The 22,077-nt window shown below is 67.3% G+C and carries 23 protein-coding genes and 2 pseudogenes; 18 read left to right on the forward strand and 7 right to left on the reverse strand.

What is annotated here, in order from left to right:
* Positions 1-230: 230 nt before the first annotated feature.
* Together ACWD6R_RS21470 and ACWD6R_RS21475 are read right to left on the reverse strand one after the other, a co-directional pair.
* Positions 231-368: pseudogene (locus tag ACWD6R_RS21470) on the reverse strand (3'-5' exonuclease); the annotation flags it as partial.
* Positions 369-923: 555 nt separating this feature from the next.
* A complete protein-coding gene (locus ACWD6R_RS21475) occupies positions 924-2,393 on the reverse strand; it encodes a hypothetical protein (protein ID WP_451820144.1) in 1,470 nt (489 codons plus the stop codon).
* A 218-nt stretch (positions 2,394-2,611) separates the two neighbouring features.
* Between ACWD6R_RS21475 and ACWD6R_RS21480 the strand changes: the two genes are divergently transcribed.
* From ACWD6R_RS21480 to ACWD6R_RS21495, 4 genes are all read left to right on the forward strand, one after another.
* Complete coding sequence (locus tag ACWD6R_RS21480; RefSeq protein ID WP_451820145.1) at positions 2,612-3,070, forward strand: hypothetical protein; 459 nt, start codon at positions 2,612-2,614, stop codon at positions 3,068-3,070.
* A gap of 13 nt (positions 3,071-3,083) precedes the next feature.
* Positions 3,084-5,378 (forward strand): hypothetical protein, encoded by a 2,295-nt coding sequence (locus ACWD6R_RS21485; protein ID WP_451820146.1) that lies wholly within the window; start codon positions 3,084-3,086, stop codon positions 5,376-5,378.
* 3 nt (positions 5,379-5,381) lie between these two features.
* Positions 5,382-6,080 carry a hypothetical protein gene (locus tag ACWD6R_RS21490; protein WP_451820147.1) on the forward strand — a complete coding sequence of 233 codons (699 nt, stop codon included), beginning with the start codon at positions 5,382-5,384 and terminating at the stop codon, positions 6,078-6,080.
* Between the two features lie 65 nt (positions 6,081-6,145).
* On the forward strand, positions 6,146-6,622 hold the full coding sequence (locus ACWD6R_RS21495) for a hypothetical protein (protein ID WP_451820148.1): 477 nt from the start codon (positions 6,146-6,148) through the stop codon (positions 6,620-6,622).
* 3 nt (positions 6,623-6,625) lie between these two features.
* Here ACWD6R_RS21495 and ACWD6R_RS21500 read toward each other — a convergent pair whose 3' ends face one another.
* Both ACWD6R_RS21500 and ACWD6R_RS21505 read right to left on the reverse strand, forming a co-directional pair.
* Positions 6,626-7,684 (reverse strand): VWA domain-containing protein, encoded by a 1,059-nt coding sequence (locus ACWD6R_RS21500; RefSeq protein ID WP_451820149.1) that lies wholly within the window; start codon positions 7,682-7,684, stop codon positions 6,626-6,628.
* Between the two features lie 289 nt (positions 7,685-7,973).
* Positions 7,974-9,083 carry a cell wall protein gene (locus ACWD6R_RS21505; protein WP_451820150.1) on the reverse strand — a complete coding sequence of 370 codons (1,110 nt, stop codon included), beginning with the start codon at positions 9,081-9,083 and terminating at the stop codon, positions 7,974-7,976.
* Between the two features lie 113 nt (positions 9,084-9,196).
* On the opposite strand from ACWD6R_RS21505, the gene ACWD6R_RS21510 reads away from it, so the two are divergent.
* The 4 genes from ACWD6R_RS21510 (at position 9,197) to ACWD6R_RS21525 (ending at position 11,465) form a co-directional block, all read left to right on the forward strand.
* A complete protein-coding gene (locus tag ACWD6R_RS21510) occupies positions 9,197-9,469 on the forward strand; it encodes a hypothetical protein (RefSeq protein WP_451820151.1) in 273 nt (90 codons plus the stop codon).
* Between the two features lie 183 nt (positions 9,470-9,652).
* Positions 9,653-9,961 carry a hypothetical protein gene (locus tag ACWD6R_RS21515; protein WP_451820152.1) on the forward strand — a complete coding sequence of 103 codons (309 nt, stop codon included), beginning with the start codon at positions 9,653-9,655 and terminating at the stop codon, positions 9,959-9,961.
* Between the two features lie 452 nt (positions 9,962-10,413).
* Positions 10,414-11,283 (forward strand): helix-turn-helix domain-containing protein, encoded by an 870-nt coding sequence (locus ACWD6R_RS21520; protein ID WP_451820153.1) that lies wholly within the window; start codon positions 10,414-10,416, stop codon positions 11,281-11,283.
* Positions 11,280-11,465, forward strand: a complete 186-nt coding sequence (locus ACWD6R_RS21525; protein ID WP_451820154.1) for a DUF397 domain-containing protein — start codon at positions 11,280-11,282, stop codon at positions 11,463-11,465. The genes ACWD6R_RS21520 and ACWD6R_RS21525 overlap by 4 nt, the downstream gene beginning before the upstream one ends.
* Positions 11,466-11,659: 194 nt before the next feature.
* Here ACWD6R_RS21525 and ACWD6R_RS21530 read toward each other — a convergent pair whose 3' ends face one another.
* Entirely contained in the window at positions 11,660-11,944 is a 285-nt protein-coding gene (locus ACWD6R_RS21530; protein ID WP_451820177.1) for an SHOCT domain-containing protein, read from the reverse strand.
* Positions 11,945-12,102: 158 nt separating this feature from the next.
* On the opposite strand from ACWD6R_RS21530, the gene ACWD6R_RS21535 reads away from it, so the two are divergent.
* Positions 12,103-12,243: a hypothetical protein gene (locus tag ACWD6R_RS21535; protein ID WP_451820155.1), complete on the forward strand. Its 141-nt coding sequence runs from the start codon at positions 12,103-12,105 to the stop codon at positions 12,241-12,243.
* A gap of 227 nt (positions 12,244-12,470) precedes the next feature.
* On the opposite strand, the gene ACWD6R_RS21540 is transcribed toward ACWD6R_RS21535, so the two are convergent.
* Complete coding sequence (locus ACWD6R_RS21540) at positions 12,471-13,229, reverse strand: GntR family transcriptional regulator (protein WP_451820156.1); 759 nt, start codon at positions 13,227-13,229, stop codon at positions 12,471-12,473.
* A gap of 216 nt (positions 13,230-13,445) precedes the next feature.
* On the opposite strand from ACWD6R_RS21540, the gene ACWD6R_RS21545 reads away from it, so the two are divergent.
* From ACWD6R_RS21545 to ACWD6R_RS21575, 7 genes and pseudogenes are all read left to right on the forward strand, one after another.
* The gene (locus ACWD6R_RS21545) at positions 13,446-14,603 is read left to right on the forward strand and encodes an ABC transporter substrate-binding protein (protein WP_451820157.1); all 1,158 of its coding nucleotides are present in this window, start codon (positions 13,446-13,448) and stop codon (positions 14,601-14,603) included.
* Entirely contained in the window at positions 14,600-15,526 is a 927-nt protein-coding gene (locus ACWD6R_RS21550) for an ABC transporter permease (protein ID WP_451820158.1), read from the forward strand. Before ACWD6R_RS21545 ends, ACWD6R_RS21550 begins: the two co-directional genes overlap by 4 nt.
* Positions 15,514-16,341: an ABC transporter permease gene (locus ACWD6R_RS21555; protein ID WP_451820159.1), complete on the forward strand. Its 828-nt coding sequence runs from the start codon at positions 15,514-15,516 to the stop codon at positions 16,339-16,341. The genes ACWD6R_RS21550 and ACWD6R_RS21555 overlap by 13 nt, the downstream gene beginning before the upstream one ends.
* Positions 16,338-17,474, forward strand: coding sequence for an ABC transporter ATP-binding protein (locus ACWD6R_RS21560; RefSeq protein ID WP_451820160.1), 1,137 nt, complete (start codon positions 16,338-16,340; stop codon positions 17,472-17,474). Before ACWD6R_RS21555 ends, ACWD6R_RS21560 begins: the two co-directional genes overlap by 4 nt.
* Before the next feature lie 122 nt (positions 17,475-17,596).
* A complete protein-coding gene (locus ACWD6R_RS21565; RefSeq protein WP_451820161.1) occupies positions 17,597-18,286 on the forward strand; it encodes an HAD family hydrolase in 690 nt (229 codons plus the stop codon).
* A 4-nt stretch (positions 18,287-18,290) separates the two neighbouring features.
* Positions 18,291-20,177 (forward strand): phosphocholine-specific phospholipase C, encoded by a 1,887-nt coding sequence (locus tag ACWD6R_RS21570; RefSeq protein WP_451820162.1) that lies wholly within the window; start codon positions 18,291-18,293, stop codon positions 20,175-20,177.
* A 29-nt stretch (positions 20,178-20,206) separates the two neighbouring features.
* Positions 20,207-20,407: pseudogene (locus ACWD6R_RS21575) on the forward strand (chlorite dismutase family protein); the annotation flags it as partial.
* A 351-nt stretch (positions 20,408-20,758) separates the two neighbouring features.
* Here the strand turns inward: ACWD6R_RS21575 and ACWD6R_RS21580 are convergent.
* Positions 20,759-21,100, reverse strand: a complete 342-nt coding sequence (locus ACWD6R_RS21580; RefSeq protein ID WP_451820163.1) for an ArsR/SmtB family transcription factor — start codon at positions 21,098-21,100, stop codon at positions 20,759-20,761.
* Positions 21,101-21,265: 165 nt separating this feature from the next.
* On the opposite strand from ACWD6R_RS21580, the gene ACWD6R_RS21585 reads away from it, so the two are divergent.
* Both ACWD6R_RS21585 and ACWD6R_RS21590 read left to right on the forward strand, forming a co-directional pair.
* On the forward strand, positions 21,266-21,625 hold the full coding sequence (locus tag ACWD6R_RS21585; protein ID WP_451820164.1) for a zinc ribbon domain-containing protein YjdM: 360 nt from the start codon (positions 21,266-21,268) through the stop codon (positions 21,623-21,625).
* A gap of 83 nt (positions 21,626-21,708) precedes the next feature.
* The gene (locus tag ACWD6R_RS21590; RefSeq protein ID WP_451820165.1) at positions 21,709-21,903 is read left to right on the forward strand and encodes a hypothetical protein; all 195 of its coding nucleotides are present in this window, start codon (positions 21,709-21,711) and stop codon (positions 21,901-21,903) included.
* Positions 21,904-22,077 lie beyond the last annotated feature (174 nt).

Below are 22,077 nucleotides of genomic sequence, written 5' to 3' on the forward strand. Positions count from 1 at the left end.
TACATACCGACCTCGGCGAGCCACGCAGGCCAGCCGCTGACGCATCGAGGAGAGTCAGGACAATCGGCACGTGGCAGGCGGTGCAGGACGATTCAAGGACCGGTACTGCCGGTCTCAAAGTGCGTGAAGATCGTGCCGATGGTCGCAGGTTCACATGCCCGAACGGCCCGGACGGCTCGACCGAGACGTCCGGGCGTGGCTCGCTCGGCACGGCCCTGCCGGTGCCGCAGTCACTGGTTCCGGCCGGCGGCCGTAGCCCGCAAGGGCTTCAGGAAGCGGCTCGGTTCCCCGTTCCACGAGATCGCGAGGGCGTCCCGCGCGCGGGTGACCGCGACGAAGAGCAGCGAGCGGGCGCGCTGGAGTTCGCGCTTGTGGCGGGTGCGGTCGGTGCGTTCCCACTGGTCCACCGCCCGGCGTTCGGCGCGCAGTTCGCGCGCACGGCGCTGGTGTTCGGGGTCCCCGGCGACGAGTTCGGCGTTCGTCCGGTCGATGGCGGCGATGCGACGCTGCATCTCGCCGCGCCGCTCGGACCACCGGGCCTCGGCCCGGTCGAAGGCGCCGATGAGGGTCTCCGCTCCCTCGGGGGCCTCCGCCGGCGACCGGGTGGCGAACGCCCGCAGTGCCTCGGTGGCTTCGGGGCTGACTCCGGTGCCGCGTTCCTCGTCGTATGCGGGCAGCAGGCCGAGGAACATGTCGACGAGCCGGGGCCCTTCGGCGAGCGCGGGGGCCCGGAATTCGTTCAGCCAGCCGGAGCGCCCGAAGAGCGCGGTGGCGAGCCGTGGCAGCGGGTGGACGGTGTTCTCGGCGTCCGGGGTGCGGAGCTGTCCGGCTCCGGCGAGGTCCAGCAGATGGGCGAGGTACTGGCGGCGCAGGATCTCGACGGCGGACAGGAAGCAGCCGGGGGGGCTGAATGTCACCGGCGATCATCTGTGTCGGGTCTTCGAGGTAGTAGCGGTCGCGCGGACCCCGGTCGACCATGGTGAGCAGGTAGGCGTTGCCGGTGGCGCGGCCTGCCCGGCCCACACGCTGCACGTAGTATCGACGCCCTTGACGACGTGCAGGTCGGGCGGGATGACGGCCGCCCGTACGTCCCGCCGGTCGGCGACCTCCTCGATGATGTCGGCCGCGAGGTCGTTCAGCGCAATGGGGGTGTCCTCGTCGATGCGCCGGGCGATCAGGGAGCGCAACGAGAAGGTGTACGAGCGGCTGGCGACGTATCCGGCGCGGTGGGCAGCGTCCTGGACGGAGTCGTTGAACAGGAGGGTCTTGTCCTCGCCCAGGTCCTTGTCGAGTTCGCCGCCGGTGAAGAGCTGGGTGAGGGAAGCCGCGGCGAGCGCGGCGAGGCCGGTGCCGAGGTAGCGAATGCTGTTGACGGTGCGGCAGGCGGGGCAGCGGTCCTGCTCGGCGGCCCGGTCGCCCGTCGGATCGACGACCACGAACGCGGCGTCACGCAGGGCCTTCGGGGCTCGTGGTTCGCCGGAGCCGTCGCGCGGTGGTTCGAAGTCCGCCTCGGGCGACAGAGGAACGAGCCGCCCGCCCGCCGCGTCGAGCCGCATGACGGTGGAGCCGCTGCGGACGGGCTCCCGGGCGAAAGCGCTCCGGTACGCCTCGGCGCTGGTCGCCGCGATCATGTTGCGTACGCGCCGTTTGTCCCGTCCCACCGAGGCGCGGCGGATCCGTCCGGCATCCAGGTCGAGGGCGGCGGGATCGGCCTCCGGGGAGAGCGCCGCCCATCCGGAGCGCCCGCATTCACGGCAGAAGATGGCGGGCAGGAAGGTCTGCGCGGGCGGTGCGGCACTGTCGCCCGCGGGTTCGGCGGGCCGTTCGTCGGCGGGTTCGGGAAGCGCCGCGTCGGCGTCCGGTCCGGATGTGGGTGTGGTGACGGGTGTGCCGAGGGGCCTGATGCGTTCGTCGTCCCAGCGGAACTCGGCCCGTGCGGCGCCGACTCCGCGCAGGACCCGGGACACGGACCGCACCCAGTGGTGGATCTCGATGGACAGCAGGGGCCGGCCCGGGTCCTTCGGATCGCGGGCCATGGACAGCAGCGAGATGTAGCGGGCGAGGGCGTCGGAGGCCTCCTTGGGCCGCTGCTGGACGGCCATGCCCCAGTGGTACGCGTACCGGGGCAGCCCTTCGAGTACGTCGGCGAGGGTACGGGGGCGGTCGTCCAGGATTTCCAGTACGGCGGCGGTCAGCCGGTGGCTGCGCAGCCGCTCCCCCAATTGTTGCGGGGCGAGTCCGCTCTCGTGGGTGAAGGCGGCCATCAGTCGGCCGGCGGCGTCTTCGTCGCGGGTGGGGTCGCCGTGTTCGAGCACATCGTGCGGGGAGGGGAAGGGCAGCGAGAAGTCGGTCTCGCCCGCGAAGTCCTTGATGCTCTGACGGTCCTCAGCCACGACCGCGTCGGCGGGGAACCTCGGGGAAGGAGGACAAGCTCATGAAGCTCCCGGTTGGCACGGACGATCTTGGTTGTGAAACCCGTCTACCAGGAACTTCATCAGTTCGTATAGCCCACCAACGGCCGGCCCATGCCGTCCGGCCCGAACGGGCTCCTTGATACGTTGCCATGTGCACGGACCTTCTGATCGCGCATACCGGGGGAGCTGGCTGACGCATGGCATGGGACGAGTGGGAACAGGCGAAGGCCGAGGTTGCGGCGAACGGCAGCACGGTGCAGATGCAACTGAACCAGGCGGCTGCCTCCGGTGGCGGTGGCGGTGGCGGTCAGAAGGATCTGGTGGTCCACAACGACCAGCTGGGGAAACTCGGCAACCTGGCTTACACGCTGCGGGAGGGTCTGCGCGTGGACGCGGATCATGCCCGTCAGAGCACCTTCGACGCCTCCATCGAGCTCTTCAATGACGGTCTGGACATGGGTTCCGCCCTCACGGAACTGCACGACGCGTGGAACACCCAGGTCGGCACGCTCAAGGAAGCATGTGCGCACATCTCCAACCACCTCGACTACTCGCGGGCACAGCACGCCAAGGACGAGGTGCAGATCGCGACCGAGATGCGGGATGTGGCGGGGAAGTCCATGACCCAGTCGCGCATACAGGACTACTGGAAGTAGAAGGGGGAGCAGCATGCTGAAGGTCTCGGAACTGCTCAACCTGCGCCTCGGGAAGCTGCAGTCGGCGGTGACCGACTGGGGGCAGATGGTCTCCAAGCTCCAGTCCCTGGCCACGGGCGAAGGCTCCGCGGGCACTGGTGGCGTGAATGCCTCGGAGCTCAGGGTGCAGGCGGAAAACGCCGAATGGGAAGGACTGAACGCCAGTGTGACGCGGCAGTTCGTCACCAAGACCGCGGCGGAGTTCGCCGATGTGGTGACCGAGGCGCGCAGCGTGCACAAGATCCTGCAGGACTCCCACGACGATCTCAAGAAGCACAAGGAAGACCTTCAGACCACCATCGACCGGTGGGCGAAGCACAACGTGCATATCAACGAGAACGGCGGGGCGGTCAGCTCCGTGCCGTCCGGAGCGGCGGCCGGCACGGCGAAGATCGAGCCGGCGACCCAGGAGGAGGTCGACAGGGCTGCCCCCGAGGTGGGCCGGATCCTGTCGGCGGCGGACGAGATCGACAGGATCGCCGCACGTGCGCTGCGTAAACACGCGGCGAGGAAGTACAACTTCAGCGAGACCGGCTACAAGGGCCTGGCGGACGCGGACCGCAAGCAGGGCATCGAGGACGCGGATGCGATGCTGAAGCTCGCGGCCAAGGCCGACGGGATGACCGACGCGCAGCTGAAGCACTTCAACGAGGTCGCCAAGTACCAACGGGACAATCCGGCTTTCGCCGAACGTTTCGCGACGAAGCTGAGGCCGGAGGGCACGCTTGAGTTCTGGCGCAGCCTTGCCGATCCCGGCCACGGTGACGCCCCGACCGGGAACCGCGCGAAGATCCTGGCCACGATGCAGGACAATCTCGGCCTGACGCTGGCCACCGCGTCACGCTCCGACTCGCCTGCCATGCAGGAATGGAAGGACGGGATCATCGCCGCGGGCGATGACCGGATCAAGCACCCGGGGATCATGAGCGCGCCGTACGGATACCAGGTCATGAGCAGTCTGATGACCAAGGGGAAGTGGGACGGTGCCTTCCTCAACAACTACGGCGACAGTTTGATCGCGTTCGAACGCAGCAACAAGCAGGCCGGCCCGGACTGGCTCTGGGGCAACCCGGGCCACACGGCACAGCTCGACTACCCCCCGAACACGAACAAGCCGGACAACGACCCGGTCGCCGGGTTCATGGAGGCGCTGGGACACAACCCCGAGGCTTCCCTGGACTTCTTCAACGGATCGTCCGGCACGGGTGCGAAGGACGACCTGGACACGGTCAGCAACTGGGATTATCTGGTCGACAAAGACAGCAAGGACGCCCGCACCTGGCCGCTCGACGACGACGGCAAGACGACCGGCTACACGAACCTCGGGCACGCCCTGGAGTCGGCAACCCTCGGGTACGCGTACGATGACTCGCCGCCCTCGATTCCAGAGCTGGGCTCCGAGGCGCAGAACGCGGCGCGCGACGAGCGGACCGAGCTCATGGAGAAGGTCGTCGACCATTACAAGACCGCCGACGCGATCGAGAAGCAGGACGGAATCCGCGACAGCCTGACCAACATGGCGGCAGGCCACATCGACAGTTTGAACTACTCCATGGACAACATGGGCGGTAGTGGCGATCTCGTGGATCGAGACGGGCTGTTCGGGAAGGAGGCCCATCGTCTCCGCGATTTCGGCGAGACGGGCAGCATGCAGTTCATGCGGGCCCTGGGAGCCGACGAGGATTCGCACGCGACCCTCTCCGTGGCCCAACAGGTTTATGGGTCGAGCCTCATGACGGCTCAAGGCGACGACAGCGACTCCGCTGTCGCGGCCGGCCTGCACAGTGTCAAGATGCACGGCATGCTGGACGAATCCCGTATCGAGGCCATAGGCAAGGAATTCGGGGACGACAAGACCGAACGCAACTTGAAGCTGGAACAGCAGGGCGCCTGGCGCGACTTCGCCGCCGAGGCCACGATCGGCGTTGCGGTGGGTGCCGCGACGGCGGCGATAGTTCCTGCTGGACCGGTAGCCGTGGTTGCTGTTCCTCTGGCCATCGAGACCATCGGCGGCGCTGCCAACACACAATTCGGCAACGAAACCATGCAGTGGCTCAAGGACCACGAGTTCGAGAACCACGACGAAGCAGCCCAGGGCATCGACAAGGCCAAGGCTGAAGGGCGGCAGAACGCGATGGGGCCCCTCCTCAACTACGTGGAGGCACACAATATGGAGAGTGGTGAGGTCCGCACGCTGATGGGGACGGCCGAGGACACGTACAACAGGGGCGGACGGCTCAGCGACACCGACGACGCCCGGGGGTGGTGACCGATGAGGAATCGTGTCTGCATTCTCCTGCTGTGTTCCTTGGCTCTCGGGGCGAGCGCCTGCTCGGAAACGACAAACGATACGGACGCGGATACGGCCGCCGCACAGCGCGGGACATGCGAGGAGCTCTTCGGTGAGTCAGGGCTGAAAGAGATCGACCGCGGGATCGAAGGATCCGCCGAACTGCGTTTCAAAAGCCCGGCCTCCCTGGCCGAGGCCCGTACGCGCCACCTCGATCAAGTCCGGAAGTGGACTCCCGAGAGTAAACTCACCCCGTACGTCGAGTCGAATGTTTGCATGATCCGGACGAATGCCTCCACGGGAATGCAAATCGGCCTCACATACGAACCGTCCCTCTTCCCTTTCGACACCTCTTTCGAAAAAGAAACCAAGAACGGAATCATTCCGGAGCCGCACCTGACGGAGGTAAATCTGGATGTGAAGCTCGTTCACGGTATCGATAAATACAGAGAAGCCAGATACCAGGTCTACGTGCGGTGCAGGATACCAAGCACCCCGGCAGGGCAGGAGCGCGAAGTTCCCCTGATGGGCGAGCTGACCGACACGCTCACCGACAGCGTGAGCCTTCGAGGCCATCTCTCGCTCCTGCTGCACTCGGCCCGCGTCATGGCGAACACGCTCGACTGCCAGAACAAGCCCGTCGTGCCCAGCATGCTGCCCGCTTCGGTAGGGGTCTCCTGAGGAAGACCACTGACGATCTAGCTAGTGTCACCGTTGCCGTCGCAGTGGCCGTCACCGTCTGCGCTGTGGGCGAGTTGACCACAGTCGGCAGGCCGAAGAAGCCGAACAGCAAACCGGCCACGGCCGCGAAGGCCGAGATCAGCGCCGCAAGGTCGGAGTCCGGCAACAACACCATCCAGGCGAACGTAGACAGCCCTGGGGCACAAAACGGGATGCAACAGGAGCATGAGCAGCGGGGGCAGCTCAGCTGTCACCAACTGGTCCAGAGGCTGCGTGCGGATGCCGCGCACGTGCCGCAGGAGCAGGCCGACAGCGCACAGAGTCACGCGGACGCCCTCGAGGCCGCACTGGCCGTCGACGACGAGCGTGCCCGCGAAGTCGCGGTGGGGCGTATCGAGACCCTGCGGGCCACCTGTTCCGCGGCTTCCGGTCACTCGTGTGACGGCGGCCGTACACGTGGAGCGCCGGAATGCCGCAGGTTCTTCGTCTGCTGGTGGTACAGGTCATACGCGGGCCCATACCAGACTGAACTCTTTTCTTGAATTTCAGAGCATGATGAGCAGACGCGTCTTCGGCTTGAGCTTTCTGTTCACCGAACGACTCTGCACGTACACCTCCAACTTGGGATTGTTCCCCGCCTTCACGGAGACGGTCCCCTGGATACCCGTACCGAACAGAAGGCTGCGCGCCGCGTCGCCCGTATAGGCGCGATCGGTGTCCTTCTCGACCACGACGACTTCCTTGTTCGGCTGAACCTGAGCCCGGGTGCCCAGCTGGTAGTAACACGAACCGCGTTCGTACGTCACGCCCGGATGCGAATCAACGAAGGGTCGAATCTCGACCTCCTTGTCGACCTTCAGGAGCCGATACTTGTCGGCCGGAATCGGATCGAGGTTCGCCCGCACCTCGTCAACCGATATGTCCTGGCCGACGGCGAACAGGTTCTTCGTGCCGCGCACGCCCTGCTCACGGCCCCGGAGGAAGCTGGTGGCGGCAGCGCGCACAGTGCCGATCGCCTCCTCGACACCCTCCTGGGAATCCGCATCCCAGATGGCGATGTTTCCGGCCGGGAAACCGTAGTTCTGGGCGGTGCGCTTCGCCAGGGAGTTCGGAACGAGGATCGCGGACGTCCAGTGGCCCGGAAGCCCGCCCATCTTCGCCGCGATCTTGTCGAGCCAGGGGCCGAGAATGGCCATGTCGCCGTCGTGCCGCCTGTCGCCGCCGGAGGCGTTCTCCTCGCCGTCCGTCACCACGATCTGGAGGAAGCTGTGCTCGCCGTATTCCTCCCAGATATGACCCAGGTCGTCCAGGGACTTCAGAGAAGCCTCGATGAGGGCCGTAGCGCCATTGTTGACCTTGTACAGACCCCGCATGGACGGCAGATGCTTCACGTCCATGTCCCAGACCAGGTTCTCCACCTTGTGGTCGAAGGAGTAGAGGCTGATCCGGGTCTCATGGCCGAGGCTGTCCGACTCAGCCTTCAGACCCGCCACGAACTCGTCCACGACGCGTATGAGCTGACTCTGGTGCTGACGCATGGAACCCGAACAGTCCACTACCAGCGCGACGTGATTCACCTTGTGCTGGATCTTGTTGGCGGACACGTTTGTGCTCCTTCTCCGAGGCTCCCCGAGTGATGCTTGAACCCTATGGGGAGGCACTGACACCGGCGTTTGACGCACGATCACCTGCCTGCACCTGGCGACGTGCTCGGCACCCAGGAGACGCCTGCGGGCGGGGTCGGATCAGCGTGGTGCGGCCCGTCAGCACATACGGCCCAAGGCAGAGCGTGGCCAAGCCGCACGGACCGTCGAAGGTCCGCAAGGTTCTTCCCTCGTTCGCGTGCCACGCCCTGACCGGAACACCGAACGAGGGGTGTGGGACGGCGAGCGCTCACCGTCGCTGCCAGCTCTCGGAGCCGCGTTTGACGGCGTAGCAGCACAAGCGGGTGCCGTAGAGGTCGAGGGCATCGTCGGGGTCCGTCTCGTAGTGGTCGGCGATCTCCGCCCACCGGTCCCAGCCGTAGAGGCGGGCGCGGCGGCGGTCGTCGTCGGTGCGCTGGGGTTCGCGGAACTCCGGTGTGGTGGAGCGTTGTTGGAGCCATGCCTGCCATGCGGGGTTGGCGGTGGGTCCGGTGGTGTGCGGGTGGGCGTCTCCCCTGAGAGTCTCCGGCGAGGGCGCCGCTGCTGCCCGGTCGCGGAGTTGCGCGGTGATGTAGGCGGCGGGCTGTGCCGGGCTCCAGTCGAGCCACCAGGAGGTGAGTTCGGCGGCGATGTTGTGGGCGTCGAGCCCCTGGTCGATCAACGGCCGCAGCGCGTATGCGAGGCGGCGCAGGCCTTCACTCTGGGTCCATCCGATGCGCGGCCGGACCTGTCCGGCGATCCGGATGTCCTGAGCGACTTGTCGTGGGCTTCGCAGCGTCGAGCTTCTGGGGTGGGAGGTGGTCCGGGGCCTCGCGCGCTTGCGCGGGGTGTCTTTACACCTCTCCCCCACCTCAGCTGTACGAACGCGGGGATGTGCGCCAAGAGATTGGGGCTCGCGCACCCGGCAACCCGGCACGACCGCAGCCGAGTTGCCCACAGGGCGTTCCTCCGTCCCGACGACCCGGGCCGTGAACCCTTCACCGTCGATCCGGTTGCCATGCACCCGGTCGTAGACCGCGGGGATCGTGGCCGCATAGACCGTCGCCGTACCAGCGTACGGGCGCCCGGGAAGCCGCAGGTTGCACCGCGATCCGTGCCGCACCCAGACCAGCGCACCCAACTCCCGCAGATAGCCGACATGGCGCTTGACCGTCGCCCTCGACAGAGCGCACCGCGCGGCCGTTCCGTCGAGGTCGTACAGGACGGTCCCGGCGACGTAGTCCATACGCCCGGCCAGATCCCGCGCGACACGTAACGTCGCTTCCCCCGCGCGTGGATGGAGCCCGGCCTCCTCGACCAGCCACACCACAGCCCGCAGCCACGCCCGGGGCTGCGCATGCCGGGCAGCCGTCGCAGACACCTCCTGCCCGCAACTGTGATCGCCCTTATGGCGGCACTTGCGTTACTTCTTTTCGCCAGAGCCCACAGCCGAGGACGGGCTCTGAGGACGCGCGGGATACGGGTCTCGTCGGTGTGCGTGAACAAGGCGAACGGCCCAGCGAGACCGCCCGCCTCCTGGTACGGCACACCACACAGGCTGGGCAGGTTCTCCATTTCCGCGTCGGCCCGTTCGTCTACCCGCCCGCCCAAATCGGCGGCCGGGTCGATGTGATCTACGATCCGCGGGACCCGACCAACGCGGAAACCCCGGAGGACGTCCCGAGCGGGAAATTCTGGCTGGCGCTCACGGCGCTGTCCGCCGGAGCCTTCCTCCTCTGCCTGACCGTCATCCTTCTCACCTTCTGAACGCTGCGCGGCCTGAACTCTGTGCGGCATCAAGCCTTTCCGCATGAGCCCAAATCTGATTTGCTACGATCCATGCATGATCTGGGAACTGTTGCGGCATATGCCGAAATTTGCATTGGCCTCGGTGCCATAGTCTGGGCCGTATTGATGGCCCGGAGCTGCCTGCAGGAACACCGAAGGAGTGTGACCGTCGAAGTCGAGATTCTCGGCAGCCTAGAACTCGCAGCCGGGCTCTCCTACCAATTTTCGCCAACTGCGGGACGGATCGAGAGTCCGGGGTCGGAACCACGCTGGAAGGCAGCCACTCCACATAAGTTCGGGAACCGACAATTCACCAAGGGTGAAATCGTCGTGATTGACTACGACCCCGGATACGCGTCTTCCTTCTACCCTGCGGGGCAGTATCCTCGCTTTCGGCTTTGGCCGATTTTCCTGGCTGCGGCCGCCATCGGAGGAATGACCATCACCTTCGGAACAATCAACCTGCTGTAGCGCCACAGAAGCAGCCGAACGCGGTGTCACATGAAGAACGTGCCGAGTACTACAGCCGCAGATCTTCCCCGCCGTGATCGTGACTGATCACTTCACGTCCCGACGGCCACCTGACTCACGCGGTGCGACAGTTGGAGCGGGCTCGCTCGGCGGTCTGGCGATCGCGATTGACCAGTTCTGGCCGTCGTATCAAGATCTGCGGCTGTGGTATTAGGGGTCGGCTCCCTTCCCCGGAATCCAAACCCTGAGTGAACATACGTACGGCGACGGCCGATTGACGAGCCCGGGAGCGGCTGTTCGCACGTGGGGCGATGCGACCTGGACATGTACCGGTGCGCCAGATCGACGGGTCGTACGCTGAGCCAGCGCACGAGTGCGGAGAGTGGGCGTTACTCGTAGCGACGCGTGACCATGGGTGGGTTGGCGGGAGAGCGTATGCGGAGGTGGGCGGGTTGGATGAGGCGGTGAGCGCAGGTGGTGCCTGTGGGGGGACGGCGGGCGGCAACGGCGGTGCGGAGCCGGAGGGTTCGGACAGCCTGAAGGCGTTCGGGGAGGTCGTGAAGGCGTTCCGGGCGCGGGCTCGGCTGACGCAGGAACAGTTCGCGACGCAGGTGCAGTACTCGGTGCCGACCGTCGGCTCGATCGAGCAGGGGCGCCGGCTTCCGTCGGCGGAGTTCGTGGACCGCGCGGAAGAGGTCCTGGACGCGTTCGGGGCGCTGCGGGGTGCGGCGCGGCATCTGTCGCGGCGGCCGGGGCTGGCGAGCTGGTTCCGACAGTGGGCGAAGTTGGAGCAGGAGGCGGTCAGCCTCTACACGTACGAATGCCGGTTGATTCCGGGGCTGTTGCAGACGGAGGCGTACGCGCGACGGCTGTTCGTCAACCAGTTGCCGCCGTTGGGTGACGAACAGATCGAGGTCCAGTTGACGGCTCGGCTGGAGCGGCAGCGGTTACTGCGGGAGCGGCCGAATACTGCCTACAGCTTCATTCTGGAGGAGCACCTCTTCCTGCGGCGCACGGGTGGGCCGGAAGTCACGGCGAAGCTCATCGATCACGTGTTGCGCCTCGCGAAACTACGAAACATCGAGATCCAGGTCATGCCCCTGGCGCGGGAGGATCACGCGGGGCTGCACGGTCCAATGCAACTGCTGGAGACCCCGGATAATCGCTGGCTCAGCTACTGTGAGGGCCAGGAAAGCGGCCAGCTCACCCCCGATTCCAAAGTGGTCAGTACGCTCCAGATGCGGTATGCCAGGATGCGGTCACAGGCTCTCTCACTGGAGGACTCCCTGGGCCTGTTGCGGCAGATGCGAGGAGCGGTATGAACACCACAGAGCTGACTTGGTTCAAGAGCAGCTACAGCAGCGGATCGGGCGACAGTTGCGTCGAGGTGGCGATGGCTTTCGAGGCCATCCGTATCAGGGACTCGAAGGTCGAGGATGGCCCGCAGTTGGCCGTCACATCCACGTCGTGGACACACTTTCTCTCGTACGCGGCCCAGGTCTGATGGAGCGCCCCGTGCCGGTTCGAGTCCGGCTCCGGGGCGCTCCCCTCAGGCGTCCTTCATCCGCTGGGTGAAGTAGGCGTGCGCTGCACGCATCTCGACTTCGCGGTCGGCCTTGTAGAAGGGCGCGGTGTAGCCCTCGGGGGTCACCTCAGGACCTCCCCAAGTAGGGAGAGCCGCCGGTCGGCGGCTGAGATTTATGCCGGGCCCGGTGGTGAGCCACGCAGGGTGGCCAGGCGGCGCCGGTATTCCTCCTCGTCGATCTCGCCGCGCGCATACCGCTCGGCGAGGATCTGCTCAGGGCCGCCCGGCGGGGGCGTCTTGTGCCAGGCGGGGTTCTCGCTGCTGGGCTGGGTGGGGCGGGCCAGAGCCCGGTAGAGCAAGACGCCGACGACGATGATCAACGCCCAGAACAGTAGCGTGCCAATCGTCATCACGAACCAGCCCCAGCCGCTCATGCCGTGGTCGTACCAGAACATCATTTGCACGTCACTTCCCCAGGTCGTCCCGCGTAGGGGGACTGACGGGACAAACTCCTTCGCCATCCATCGTCGCTCGCCGTGGGGCCGGCAGCGAAGGGCCGGACGGCTCGGCCCCCAGGGCAATCGGGCCCGCCTTCGCCAGGCGATGCAGGCTGGAGGTGAAGGCGGTTTCCGGCCAGCCACAGGAGGCCCGTGACGGGTTCGCCGACATCGTCGTGGCCATTGGTGCGGCGGGGCCGATCGCGGCGCTGGGGTGGTTCTTCTTCGGCCCCCGCAAGGCCCGGCACCACAGCCATTGAGGGCGGGGTGCAGCAGGCCGAGATCACCGTGCGGGGCGGCTGCACAGCATACCCCTTGGGGGTATTCGACGGGTCGGACTTGGCTCGGTGGCGGCGTGCAGCTTGCGGTGTGCGGCCATCGGCCGGGTGGGGACCCCGACTACTTCGTGGCCGGCCAGCAGGCTGTCGGCCAGGCGGCGGGCGAAGCCGCGGCCGTCCTCGATGGCCCAGGTGAGCGGAGCGGTCAGTCAGCCTCGTCGGCGCGACAGAGCCGTTGTCGCCACTGAATTGTGCACTGTGAAGGCAATCGTGCCCGGCAGAAAGCGGTCGTCCGACCACAGCAACGGTCTGCCCGACTGGTCCGTGGCCCGCCGCCGCTCTCGCATCAGCGGCACGTCCGGGGAGCAGCCGAGCAGGCGCGCATCGTCGGCCTCGGCGTAGACGAGGTCAATGGTGTGTTCTGTGTCCGCAAACACCACTCCCTCCTCCGTCAGCAGCTCGGTGTGTGAAATCGCATGGGGCTCAAGGCGGGCGATCATGGCGCCGATGTGCTCAGGGTAGAGGGTCCGCTCGATCATGATCGGGACACGCGACAGCGTCCGCAGCCGCAGCACCCGGTATATCTGCGATTCGGACGCGAGGCTGAGTTGCTCGCACTCCAACGGGTTGGCCAGACAACTTTTGATGTCGATCGTGCGGCCTCCCGGCTCTTCTCCGAGCGAGCGCGCCCAGCGGGTGAAGCTCAGCAGTTCGAAGAAGCTCTGGGTACGTGCGGTGCCGAGCACGACCCGCCGCGTGCCACGTCGGGATGTGACCAGGCCGTTGGCGCGCAGCACCGCCAACGCCTGACGGACGGTGCCGCGTGACACGCCGTACTGCTGGGCGAGTTTTTCCTCGCTGGGCAGCCGGCCGTCCGAGCCGAAGGCACCAGCAGCTATGGCCTCACGCAGGCTGGCCGCCAACGATCGATACCGGGCTTCGGTGGTGCCGCCCCCCGCAACTGCCATGTCGTTCCCCTTCCCTCAGCCGCCCATCGACGCTCCGACTTGACCCTATCCGCTCCCCGAGCCCGGCTCACCGGCCAGGCGCTCTCGTTGCGTGACCCGTGATCTCTTCCCGAGAAGCTCCCCGGCCCGTGCATCGGCGTTTACCTCCCGTACACAGCCCTCCGAGGTAATGAGTCAAGTTGTACAGCCAACTTCACCTCTTCCCAGGAGAACCCTGTGAAACTGCACCGCGCCCGCTTTGCGGGCCTTGTCTGCTCCGTCGTCGTGGCCGCGCTCGGGCTCAGTGCATGCGGCTTGACCAGTGGAAATGAGGCCAGTGGCAGCGGTGGCAAGGCCGCGACCGCCACTTCGGCAAAGGACTTCGGCGGCATGGACGCCCTTGTCGCTGCCGCGAAGAAGGAGGGCAAGTTGAACGCCATCGCCCTTCCCCGTGACTGGGCGAACTACGGCGAGATCATCGACGCCTTCGAGAAGAAGTACGGGATCAAGGTCGAGGTCGAGAATCCCGATGCCTCCAGCCAGGACGAGATCAACGCGGCGACCTCCCGCAGGGGCCAGGACCGGTCTCCGGACGTCATCGACGTGGGCAGTGCCTTCGCCATCAGCGCGGCCGAGCAGAACGTGTTGGCGCCGTACCGGGTCAGCGCGTTCAACCAGATCCCGAAGGCGCAGAAGGACGCCCAGGCTCGCTGGTACAACGACTTCGGCGGCTATGTCTCCATCGGTTGCGACGCGGCCCGCGTCAAGAAGTGTCCAAAGACCTTCGCCGACCTGCTCGATCCTCAGTACAAGGGTCAGATCGCGCTGACCGGCAACCCGGCGAAGTCCGGCTCGGCCTTCGGCGCCGTGTACGCCTCGGCACTCGCCCGCAAGGGTTCCTTCGACGACATCAAGCCCGGCCTGGACTTCTTCGCCCACCTGAAGAAGGCCGGCAACTTCAATCCTGTCGAGTCGAGCCCTGCGACCATTCAGAAGGGCGAGACGCCGATCAGCATCACCTGGGACTACCTCAACACCGGGTACGCGGACGATCTCCGCGCCAAGGGCGTCGACTGGAAGGTGAGCATCCCGTCCGACGGCGTGTACTCCGAGTACTATTCGCAGGCGATTGTGAAGTGGGCACCGCACCCGGCTGCGGCCCGCCTGTGGCAGGAGTTCCTGTACAGCCCTGAGGGTCAGAACCTGTGGCTCAAGGGCCACGCCCGGCCGGTGCTGATGCCCGAGATGCGGAAGTCCGGGACTCTCGACGCGACCTTCGCCGCCAAACTGCCGCGGACACCTGGCAATGGCATGGTCGCCTTCCCGACCGAGGGTCAGATCAGCAAGGCCAAGCAGGCCGTCGTCCAGGGCTGGGCCCAGGCAGTCGCCGGATGAGCGCCATCCAGACGGCCGGGGGTGGCAACCGGACCCGCTCCTCCGGGCGCAGAGCCGGACTCGGGTCGGCCCGGCCGCGCATTCCGCGCTCGGCGGGGTGGCTCGGTGCCGCGCCGCTGCTCGTATTCACCACCGTGGTGTTCGGTCTGGTTCTCGGGACGATGGTCTTCGGCGCTTTCACGACACCCGAGTCCGCGCCGGGAGGGGCCCGCCTCACCGGAGCGAACATGAGTTCCTCGCTGCAGGGCCCCTACCTGACCGCGTTGCTCGGCAGCGTCAAGCTCTCCGCCGCCTCCGCGTTGATCGCCGCCGTCGTCGGCCTGCCGATCGCCCAGGTGATCGTGACCTCGCGATTCCGCGCCCTGCGCGAGGCGGTCCTGGCCGGGTCGGGCGTACTGGCGAACTTCGGCGGTGTGCCGCTCGCGTTCGCGTTCGTGGCCACACTCGGCAACGCCGGCGTCCTGACGAGCCGATTCCACCTGCTCAGCCATGGCTGGAGCTTGTACAGCTTCTGGGGTCTGACCTTGGTCTACCTTTACTTCCTGGTGCCGCTCATGGTGCTCACGCTCACCCCGGCTCTGGAGGGGCTGCGACGGCAGTGGCGGGAAGCCGCCCGCAACAACGGCGCGAACGCCTTCCAGTACTGGACGCGTGTCGCGCTGCCGATCCTCATGCCATCGCTGCTCGGCGGCTATGTGCTGCTGTTCGGCACCGCGTTCAGCGCTTACGCGACCGCCGCAGCAATGGTCGGCAGCTCGGTACCGCTGGTCACCATGCAGATCGCGGACGCGTTGTCCGGGAACGTCCTGGTCGGCCAGGGCAACATCGCACTCGCGCTCGGTGTCGACATGGTGCTGGTCGCGGGGCTCGTCACGGCCGTTCAGCTGCCGCTGCAGCGCAGGAGCGCGCGATGGCTCGCCTGAGCACGCTCCGCTATGGGCGCGCCGCAGTGTTGTTGCTCACCGGTGCGTACTTCCTCGTCCCGCTCGCATGTGCCGTCGCCTTCAGCATCGGCGCCGGCGTCCCGGGTCAGCGCATCGGCTTCGAGGCCTACACCGGCATCTTCACTGCCGGCGGCTTCACCGAAAGTCTGGCTCTGACCCTGAAGCTGGCCATCGCAACCATCGCGCTCGTTCTGGGTCTGCTCGTGCCCGCTCTGGTCACGGTCCGGCTGGCCGCACCACGCCTGCGCACACTCGTCGAGATCGTGTGTCTGCTGCCGCTGGTCGTACCTGCCGTTGCCCTTGTCGCCGGATTCAGCGAGGTGTTGCGCTGGGGATCGGATCATTTCGTCGGCACGCCGCTCTTCCAAGCCCTGGTCGCACTCCAGAATCCGCAATTCCCCCTCGTCCTGGTTCTCGCGTACACGCTGATGGCGCTGCCGCTGGCGTACCGCACGCTCGACACCGGGCTCGCAGCCATCGACCTGCGTGTGCTCGTCGAGGCCGCTCGGGCCTGCGGGGCGCCATGGCCGCGCACCCTCCTGCATGTCGTTCTGCCCAACCTGCGCGGAGCGCTGCTCAACACGGCGTTCCTCACCCTGGCGCTGGTGCTCGGTGAGTACACCGTCGCCGCGATCCTCGGCTACCAGCCCTTCGCCGTGTGGATCCTCGCCATCAGCGGATCACAGGCCCAGATGTCGGTGGCCGTGTCGATGATGGGCCTGCTCGTCACCTGGGTGCTGCTGTTGACCATCGCCACAGCCGGACGCGCTCGCCGTCCCAAGGAGACCTCATGACCGACCTGATGACCGATCCCGAAACCATCAGCCGGACGCGGACCGGCGCCACCGTCGAGTTCCGCGGGCTGCATCGTTCCTTCGGCGCCACGACGGCGCTGGACGGTCTGGACCTCACGGTCGAGCCGGGCGAGCTCGTGGCGCTGCTCGGCCCGTCCGGTTGCGGCAAGACCACCGCACTGCGGACCCTGGCCGGATTCGAGCGGCCCGACTCGGGCAAGGTGCTCGTGGACGGCGAGGACATCACGGGCGTCCCCGCGCACCGCCGCGACGCGGGCATGGTGTTCCAGTCCTACAGCCTCTTTCCCCACCTGACTGCCATCGACAATGTCGCCTTCGGGTTGCGGATGAGCGGCATCGGCAGAGCCGCTCGGCGGGCTCGCGCCGCCGAACTCCTGGAGCTGGTCGGACTGGCGCAGCACGCCGGCCGCTTTCCGCATCAGATGTCCGGAGGTCAGCAGCAGCGGATCGCCCTGGCGCGGGCTCTGGCACTGCGGCCACGCGTACTGCTGCTCGACGAGCCGCTGTCGGCGCTCGACGCACAGGTACGGCAGACGCTCCGTGAGGAGATCCGCCGCCTCCAGCAGCAACTAGGCATCACCACCCTGTTCGTGACACATGATCAGGAGGAGGCCCTCTCCATGGCCGACCGGGTCGCGGTGATGCGTGCCGGGAAACTGGAGCAGTGCGCGCCTCCGGCAGCGCTGTACGAGCGTCCGGCGACCGCGTTCGTCGCTGAGTTCGTGGGTGTGATGAGCCGGATCCCGGCCCGGGCCGGAGCGGACGACGGGACCGTGGACGTGTTCGGCCGCACGCTGCCGGTCAACGGGACGCTGCCCGGCGCCGCCGAGGTCGCCGGTGGAACGGGTGAAGTGGACGTACTGGTACGGCCGGAGGCGGTCGAGGTCACCGCGGACGGGAAGGGCACGTCCCAGATCCTGGGGGCAACGTTCCTGGGCGCGACGACGCGGCTGACCGTGCGGCTGGCCAACGGCGGCGAGGTGATGGCCGATGTGCCGACTCACGCCATGACCACGCTCCCGGTCGGTGCGGCGGTGACGCTGGGGCTGCCGGACCGACCAGTGCTCGTGGACCGCCGCCGCCGGGGAAACGGCGGCGGCGACAGGGGCTGACGGCTCCCGCCGACGCTCGACCGGACGACGCTGTCGGCCCAGATCAACCCGCCCGACGCCCGGCAACCGAAGCGGGGATCCTGCACATCCGCCCGTTCCCCGCATTACCGGAGAAACTCGCCTTGAACCATCGCATCGCAGCACCCGGCCTTCCCGCCGCTGTCCTGTTCGACATGGACGGCACACTCGTCGACACCGAGCGGCTGTGGTGGGCCGCGGTGGAAGAGGTCGCCGACAGGATCGGGCGGCCACTGACCGACGCGGACATGCCACATGTGCTGGGTCGACCGGCCGCGCACACCGCCGCTCACCTGCACTGCACCGGCGGCCCGGCGGCCCCCGGACTCAGCACGCTCGCCACCGAGCTGGATGCTGCTTTCGCCGCCCGCGTCGCCCGCGAGGTCGTCCCGCGCCCGGGCGTACTGCGCCTGCTGGACGAACTGGCCGCGGCCGGCGTGCCTGCGGCGATCGTCTCCGCTTCGCCGCGCCATGTAGTCGACCTGGTACGCAAGGCGCTGGGCGAGGACCTGTTCGCTGTGACTCTCGCAGTTGAGGACACCTTCCGCACGAAGCCGGCGCCTGACCCGTACCTCGCCGCGGCTGCCGCCCTGGGCGTCGAACCGCACGCGTGCGTGGTCGTCGAGGACACGCCCACGGGTGTCGCCTCGGCCGAGGCAGCCGGGTGCGCGGTGCTGGCCGTGCCCTCCACCGTACCGATCCGGCCCGCAGCCAACCGGACCGTCCTCGACTCCCTGGAGCGTGCCGACCTGGCCCTGCTCGCCTTCCTTCTTACGTCAGCGGAAAGGAACTAACGCCATGGACGACGTCCGCCACGTCGTGATCCTGATGCAGGAGAATCGCAGTTTCGACCACTACTTCGGCACGCTGAACGGCGTGCGCGGGTTCGACGACCGCCAGGCGCTGACGTTCCCGAACGGCGACAGCGTCTTCCGCCAGCCCGCCCTTGCCCGGCCCGACGACGGGTTCCTGCTGCCTTACCGTATGGACTCCACGAAGTTCAACGCGCAGAATGCGGACGGCCTGCCACACGACTGGGAGAGCGGTCACGAGGCCATCAACAACGGCGCGATGAACCGCTGGACGTCCGCCAAGGGTGAGCAGAGCATGGGCTACCTCACCCGTGAGGACATCCCCTACCAGTACGCGCTGGCCGACGCCTTCACGCTGGGCGACGCGTACTTCTGCTCACTGGCCGGGCCCACCAGCCCCAACCGCCTCTACCTGTGGACCGGCACGGTCGGCCCGGGCCGCGACGGCACGACGGGCCCGTGGATCGACAACACACCGCTGCCCGAAAGCCCGGTCTGCGACTGGACCACGTACGCGGAGCGTTTGTCGGCCGCCGACGTCACCTGGCGCGTTTACCACACCCCTGGCCTGGACGAGCGCTACGGCAACTACGAGGACAACGCCCTTGAGTACTTCGGCCAGTTCCACAACTTCGACAAGGACGACCCGCGTTACATCAACGCGATGACGAAGTGGGACCTGTCGGCGTTCGATGCGCACTGCAAGGACGGCACCTTGCCGACGGTGTCCTGGCTGGTCTCGCCCTACCTGTTCTGCGAGCATCCGACCGCCAGCCCCGCCTATGGCGCGCGTTGGGTGAACACCGCTCTCCAATCGCTGTTCGCGAACCCGGAGGTGTGGCGGCACACGGTGTTCCTGGTGATGTACGACGAGAACGACGGCTACTTCGACCACGTCGTGCCGCCGCTCCCACCCGCGGGAACCCCTGACGAGTTCGTGGACGGGCAGCCGATCGGGCTGGGCAACCGCGTCCCGCTGTGGGTGATATCGCCGTGGTCGCGCGGCGGCTGGGTCAACTCGCAGGTCTTCGACCACACCTCCGTGCTGCGCTTCCTGGAGCTCGTCACCGGCGTGCGGGAGCCCAACATCTCGCAGTGGCGCAGAACCGTGTGCGGTGACCTCACCAGCTGCTTCGACTTCGCCCATCCCGACTTCTCGATCCCCGTACTGCCGGACACGCACGCACTTGTGAAGCAAGCCGATGCGGCGTTGGAGCTGCCGGCGGTAGAGCCCCCGGCGCCTGGCACACAGGTCATGCCCACCCAGGAGCCGGGTGGCGCGCGCCCGCGCCGGCCGCTGCCGTACCGCCCTTGGGCCGACATCGCCGTGGACCGCCCCACCGGCAAGGTCCTCTGCACTCTTGCCAACGAGGGAACGGCGGCCTTCCCCTTCACGGTGTTCCCGAACATCGCGCGGCCGTTCGCCGGAACGCCGTTCACCGTCGCGCCGCGCAGCACCGCCGCCTATGTGTGGGACGCAGTACGCACCGGCGGACGCTACGACTTCACGGTCCACGGCGCCGACGGCTTCGTCTGCCGCTTCGCGGGGACGGTGGCGGGGGCCGACCAGATCGACGCCGCTGTTCCTCGGGTGGCGGCGGTCCTGGGGAGCAGCGATCACAAGGCGTGGGTCGAGTTGCTGCTCGGCAATGACGGCGGGACCGCCGTATGCTTTACGGTCACCCCGAACGACTTCGGCGGCACGGCGCGCACTCAACTGGTCGGCCCGCGCGAGCGGGTCACCTTGCGATGGCCTGCGAACGGCGGGCGGTACGACATCACCATCACTGCTGACAGTGACACGGGCTTCGCCCAGCGATACGCGGGGACAGTGCACGCGGCGCCGAACGCGAGGATGGCTGCTGACTCCTGAGCCGTTGGGCTCAGGAGTCAGTAGCGTCCGTCCGCAGCAGCGAACCGCCCTCGTTCTCGCTCGGCGACTACGAGTGGATCCTCGCCTTCGAGGCCGACGAGCTGCACCGCATCGTCGACCTCATGCGCCACCTGCGCGGCTCCGAGGCGCGGCTTCACGTCCGCGAGGAGGTCCCCTTCTGCACCGGACGCCGAAAGCCGATCGCAGAGCTCGTCACCGCCCTTGCCTGAGCTGGCGCCCCTCGCAACGGACCCGCCCGGCCACCTGTGTGAAGAGGCGGCCGGGCGGGAGACACGCGCCGGGGCGCACTGGCTGGCCGTCAGGCGGGGTTGGACTGGGGTGTCAGGCCCGGCGCCGTACGCGGGGCGGCGCGCAGGCCCAGCGCGCCGAACGCCGCGCCGAGCAGCGCCCACAGCAGGGCGTGCGAGCCCAGAGGCAGCAGGCGGAACTCCCACAGGCACAGAGGATGCCGAGGCCCGATCCATCGCGGCGCGGGCTGCGGCGCACGTCGGCAAGGTCGGCGCGGGTGGGGAGAAGCGAGGTGACCCGGCCCGCCACGGACTGGGCGTACGAGGTCGTGCTCATCGGGCGGCGACCTCGGATTCCCGCAGCTCGGCCAAGAGCTCGTTCTGTCCCGCGAGCATCTCGGTGAGGATCCGCCGGGCCGCCTTCATCAGGTCGGCGACGTCCCCGCCCGCGAGCGCATACACGACCGTCGAGCCCTCACGCCGGGAACTGACGATGCCGGACCGGCGCAACACCGCGAGCTGCTGCGACAGCGCGGAGGGCTCCACCTCGATCGCCGCCAGCAGATCCCGTACCGGAGTCGGGCCCTCCTGCAGGAGCTCCAGCACCCGTATCCGTACGGGATGACCAAGCATCCGGAAGAACTCGGCCTTGGCCTGATACAGCGGAACCGACACGTAACCCTCTCCCCGACCCTCACACCCCCTGCGGGCGCACACACGACAGGCTGCCGTGCCGGCGGCCACCTGCGATACCGTGCGACAACCGCGGACACGACCCGCACACCATTTAACGAATTGCAGAATTTCGCAATTCAGCTAGTCGCCTCCTAGACTGCCCCGGTGACTGAAATGCTTCCCCCCTGCACCCAGTGCGCCAGCGCCTACACCTACGAGATGGGCGCGCTGCTGGTCTGCCCCGAGTGCGGGCACGAGTGGTCCCCCGCATCCACCGACGCCGCGGACGGCGGCAACACGGAGCGGGTCATCAAGGACGCAGTGGGCAACGTGCTCAGCGACGGCGACACGGTGACCGTCGTCAAGACGCTCAAGGTCAAGGGCAGCCCGTCCGGCATCAAGGCCGGCACCAAGGTCCGCAACATCCGCCTCGTCGAGGACGGCGTCGACGGCCACGACATCGACTGCAAGATCGACGGCTTCGGCCCCATGCAACTCAAGTCCAGCGTGGTCAAGAAAGCCTGACGCAGTGGCCGCGTAAAGGGTTGATCGCCTCCGGGGCATCCGTGGGCTGCGGTGCCGGCGCTACCCATCGTCTCCTGAGCATCGTGGTCGGCATCGCCCAGTCCCACAGCCTGGCTTCGGGCAGCCTCACGAATTCTGGGGCCCAGGAGGCTCTCCTCATCGCCTGCTACGTCCCGTTGCTGGCCTGGGCCCCGCTGCTGACGGTGTCGGCGATCGCGTACTACCAGCGCCGGACGGCCTTGCCTCCCCTGCCGGAGTGCGTGCGCGAGCACCACTGAGCGGCAAGCCCTGCGGCGCCACGGCAATCCGGCGCCACGGCGAAACTCCATATAGAGGTATTCGATGGACGAATGCGCCACGACCGGTTGATATCTAGGGTTTAACCCATGTCGACTGAACTGCGCCGGTCCGAAATCCCGGTTCCCCAGGAGGGAAACGAGAGGATTTCGCAC

The organism is Streptomyces sp. NPDC005151, from assembly GCF_053599875.1.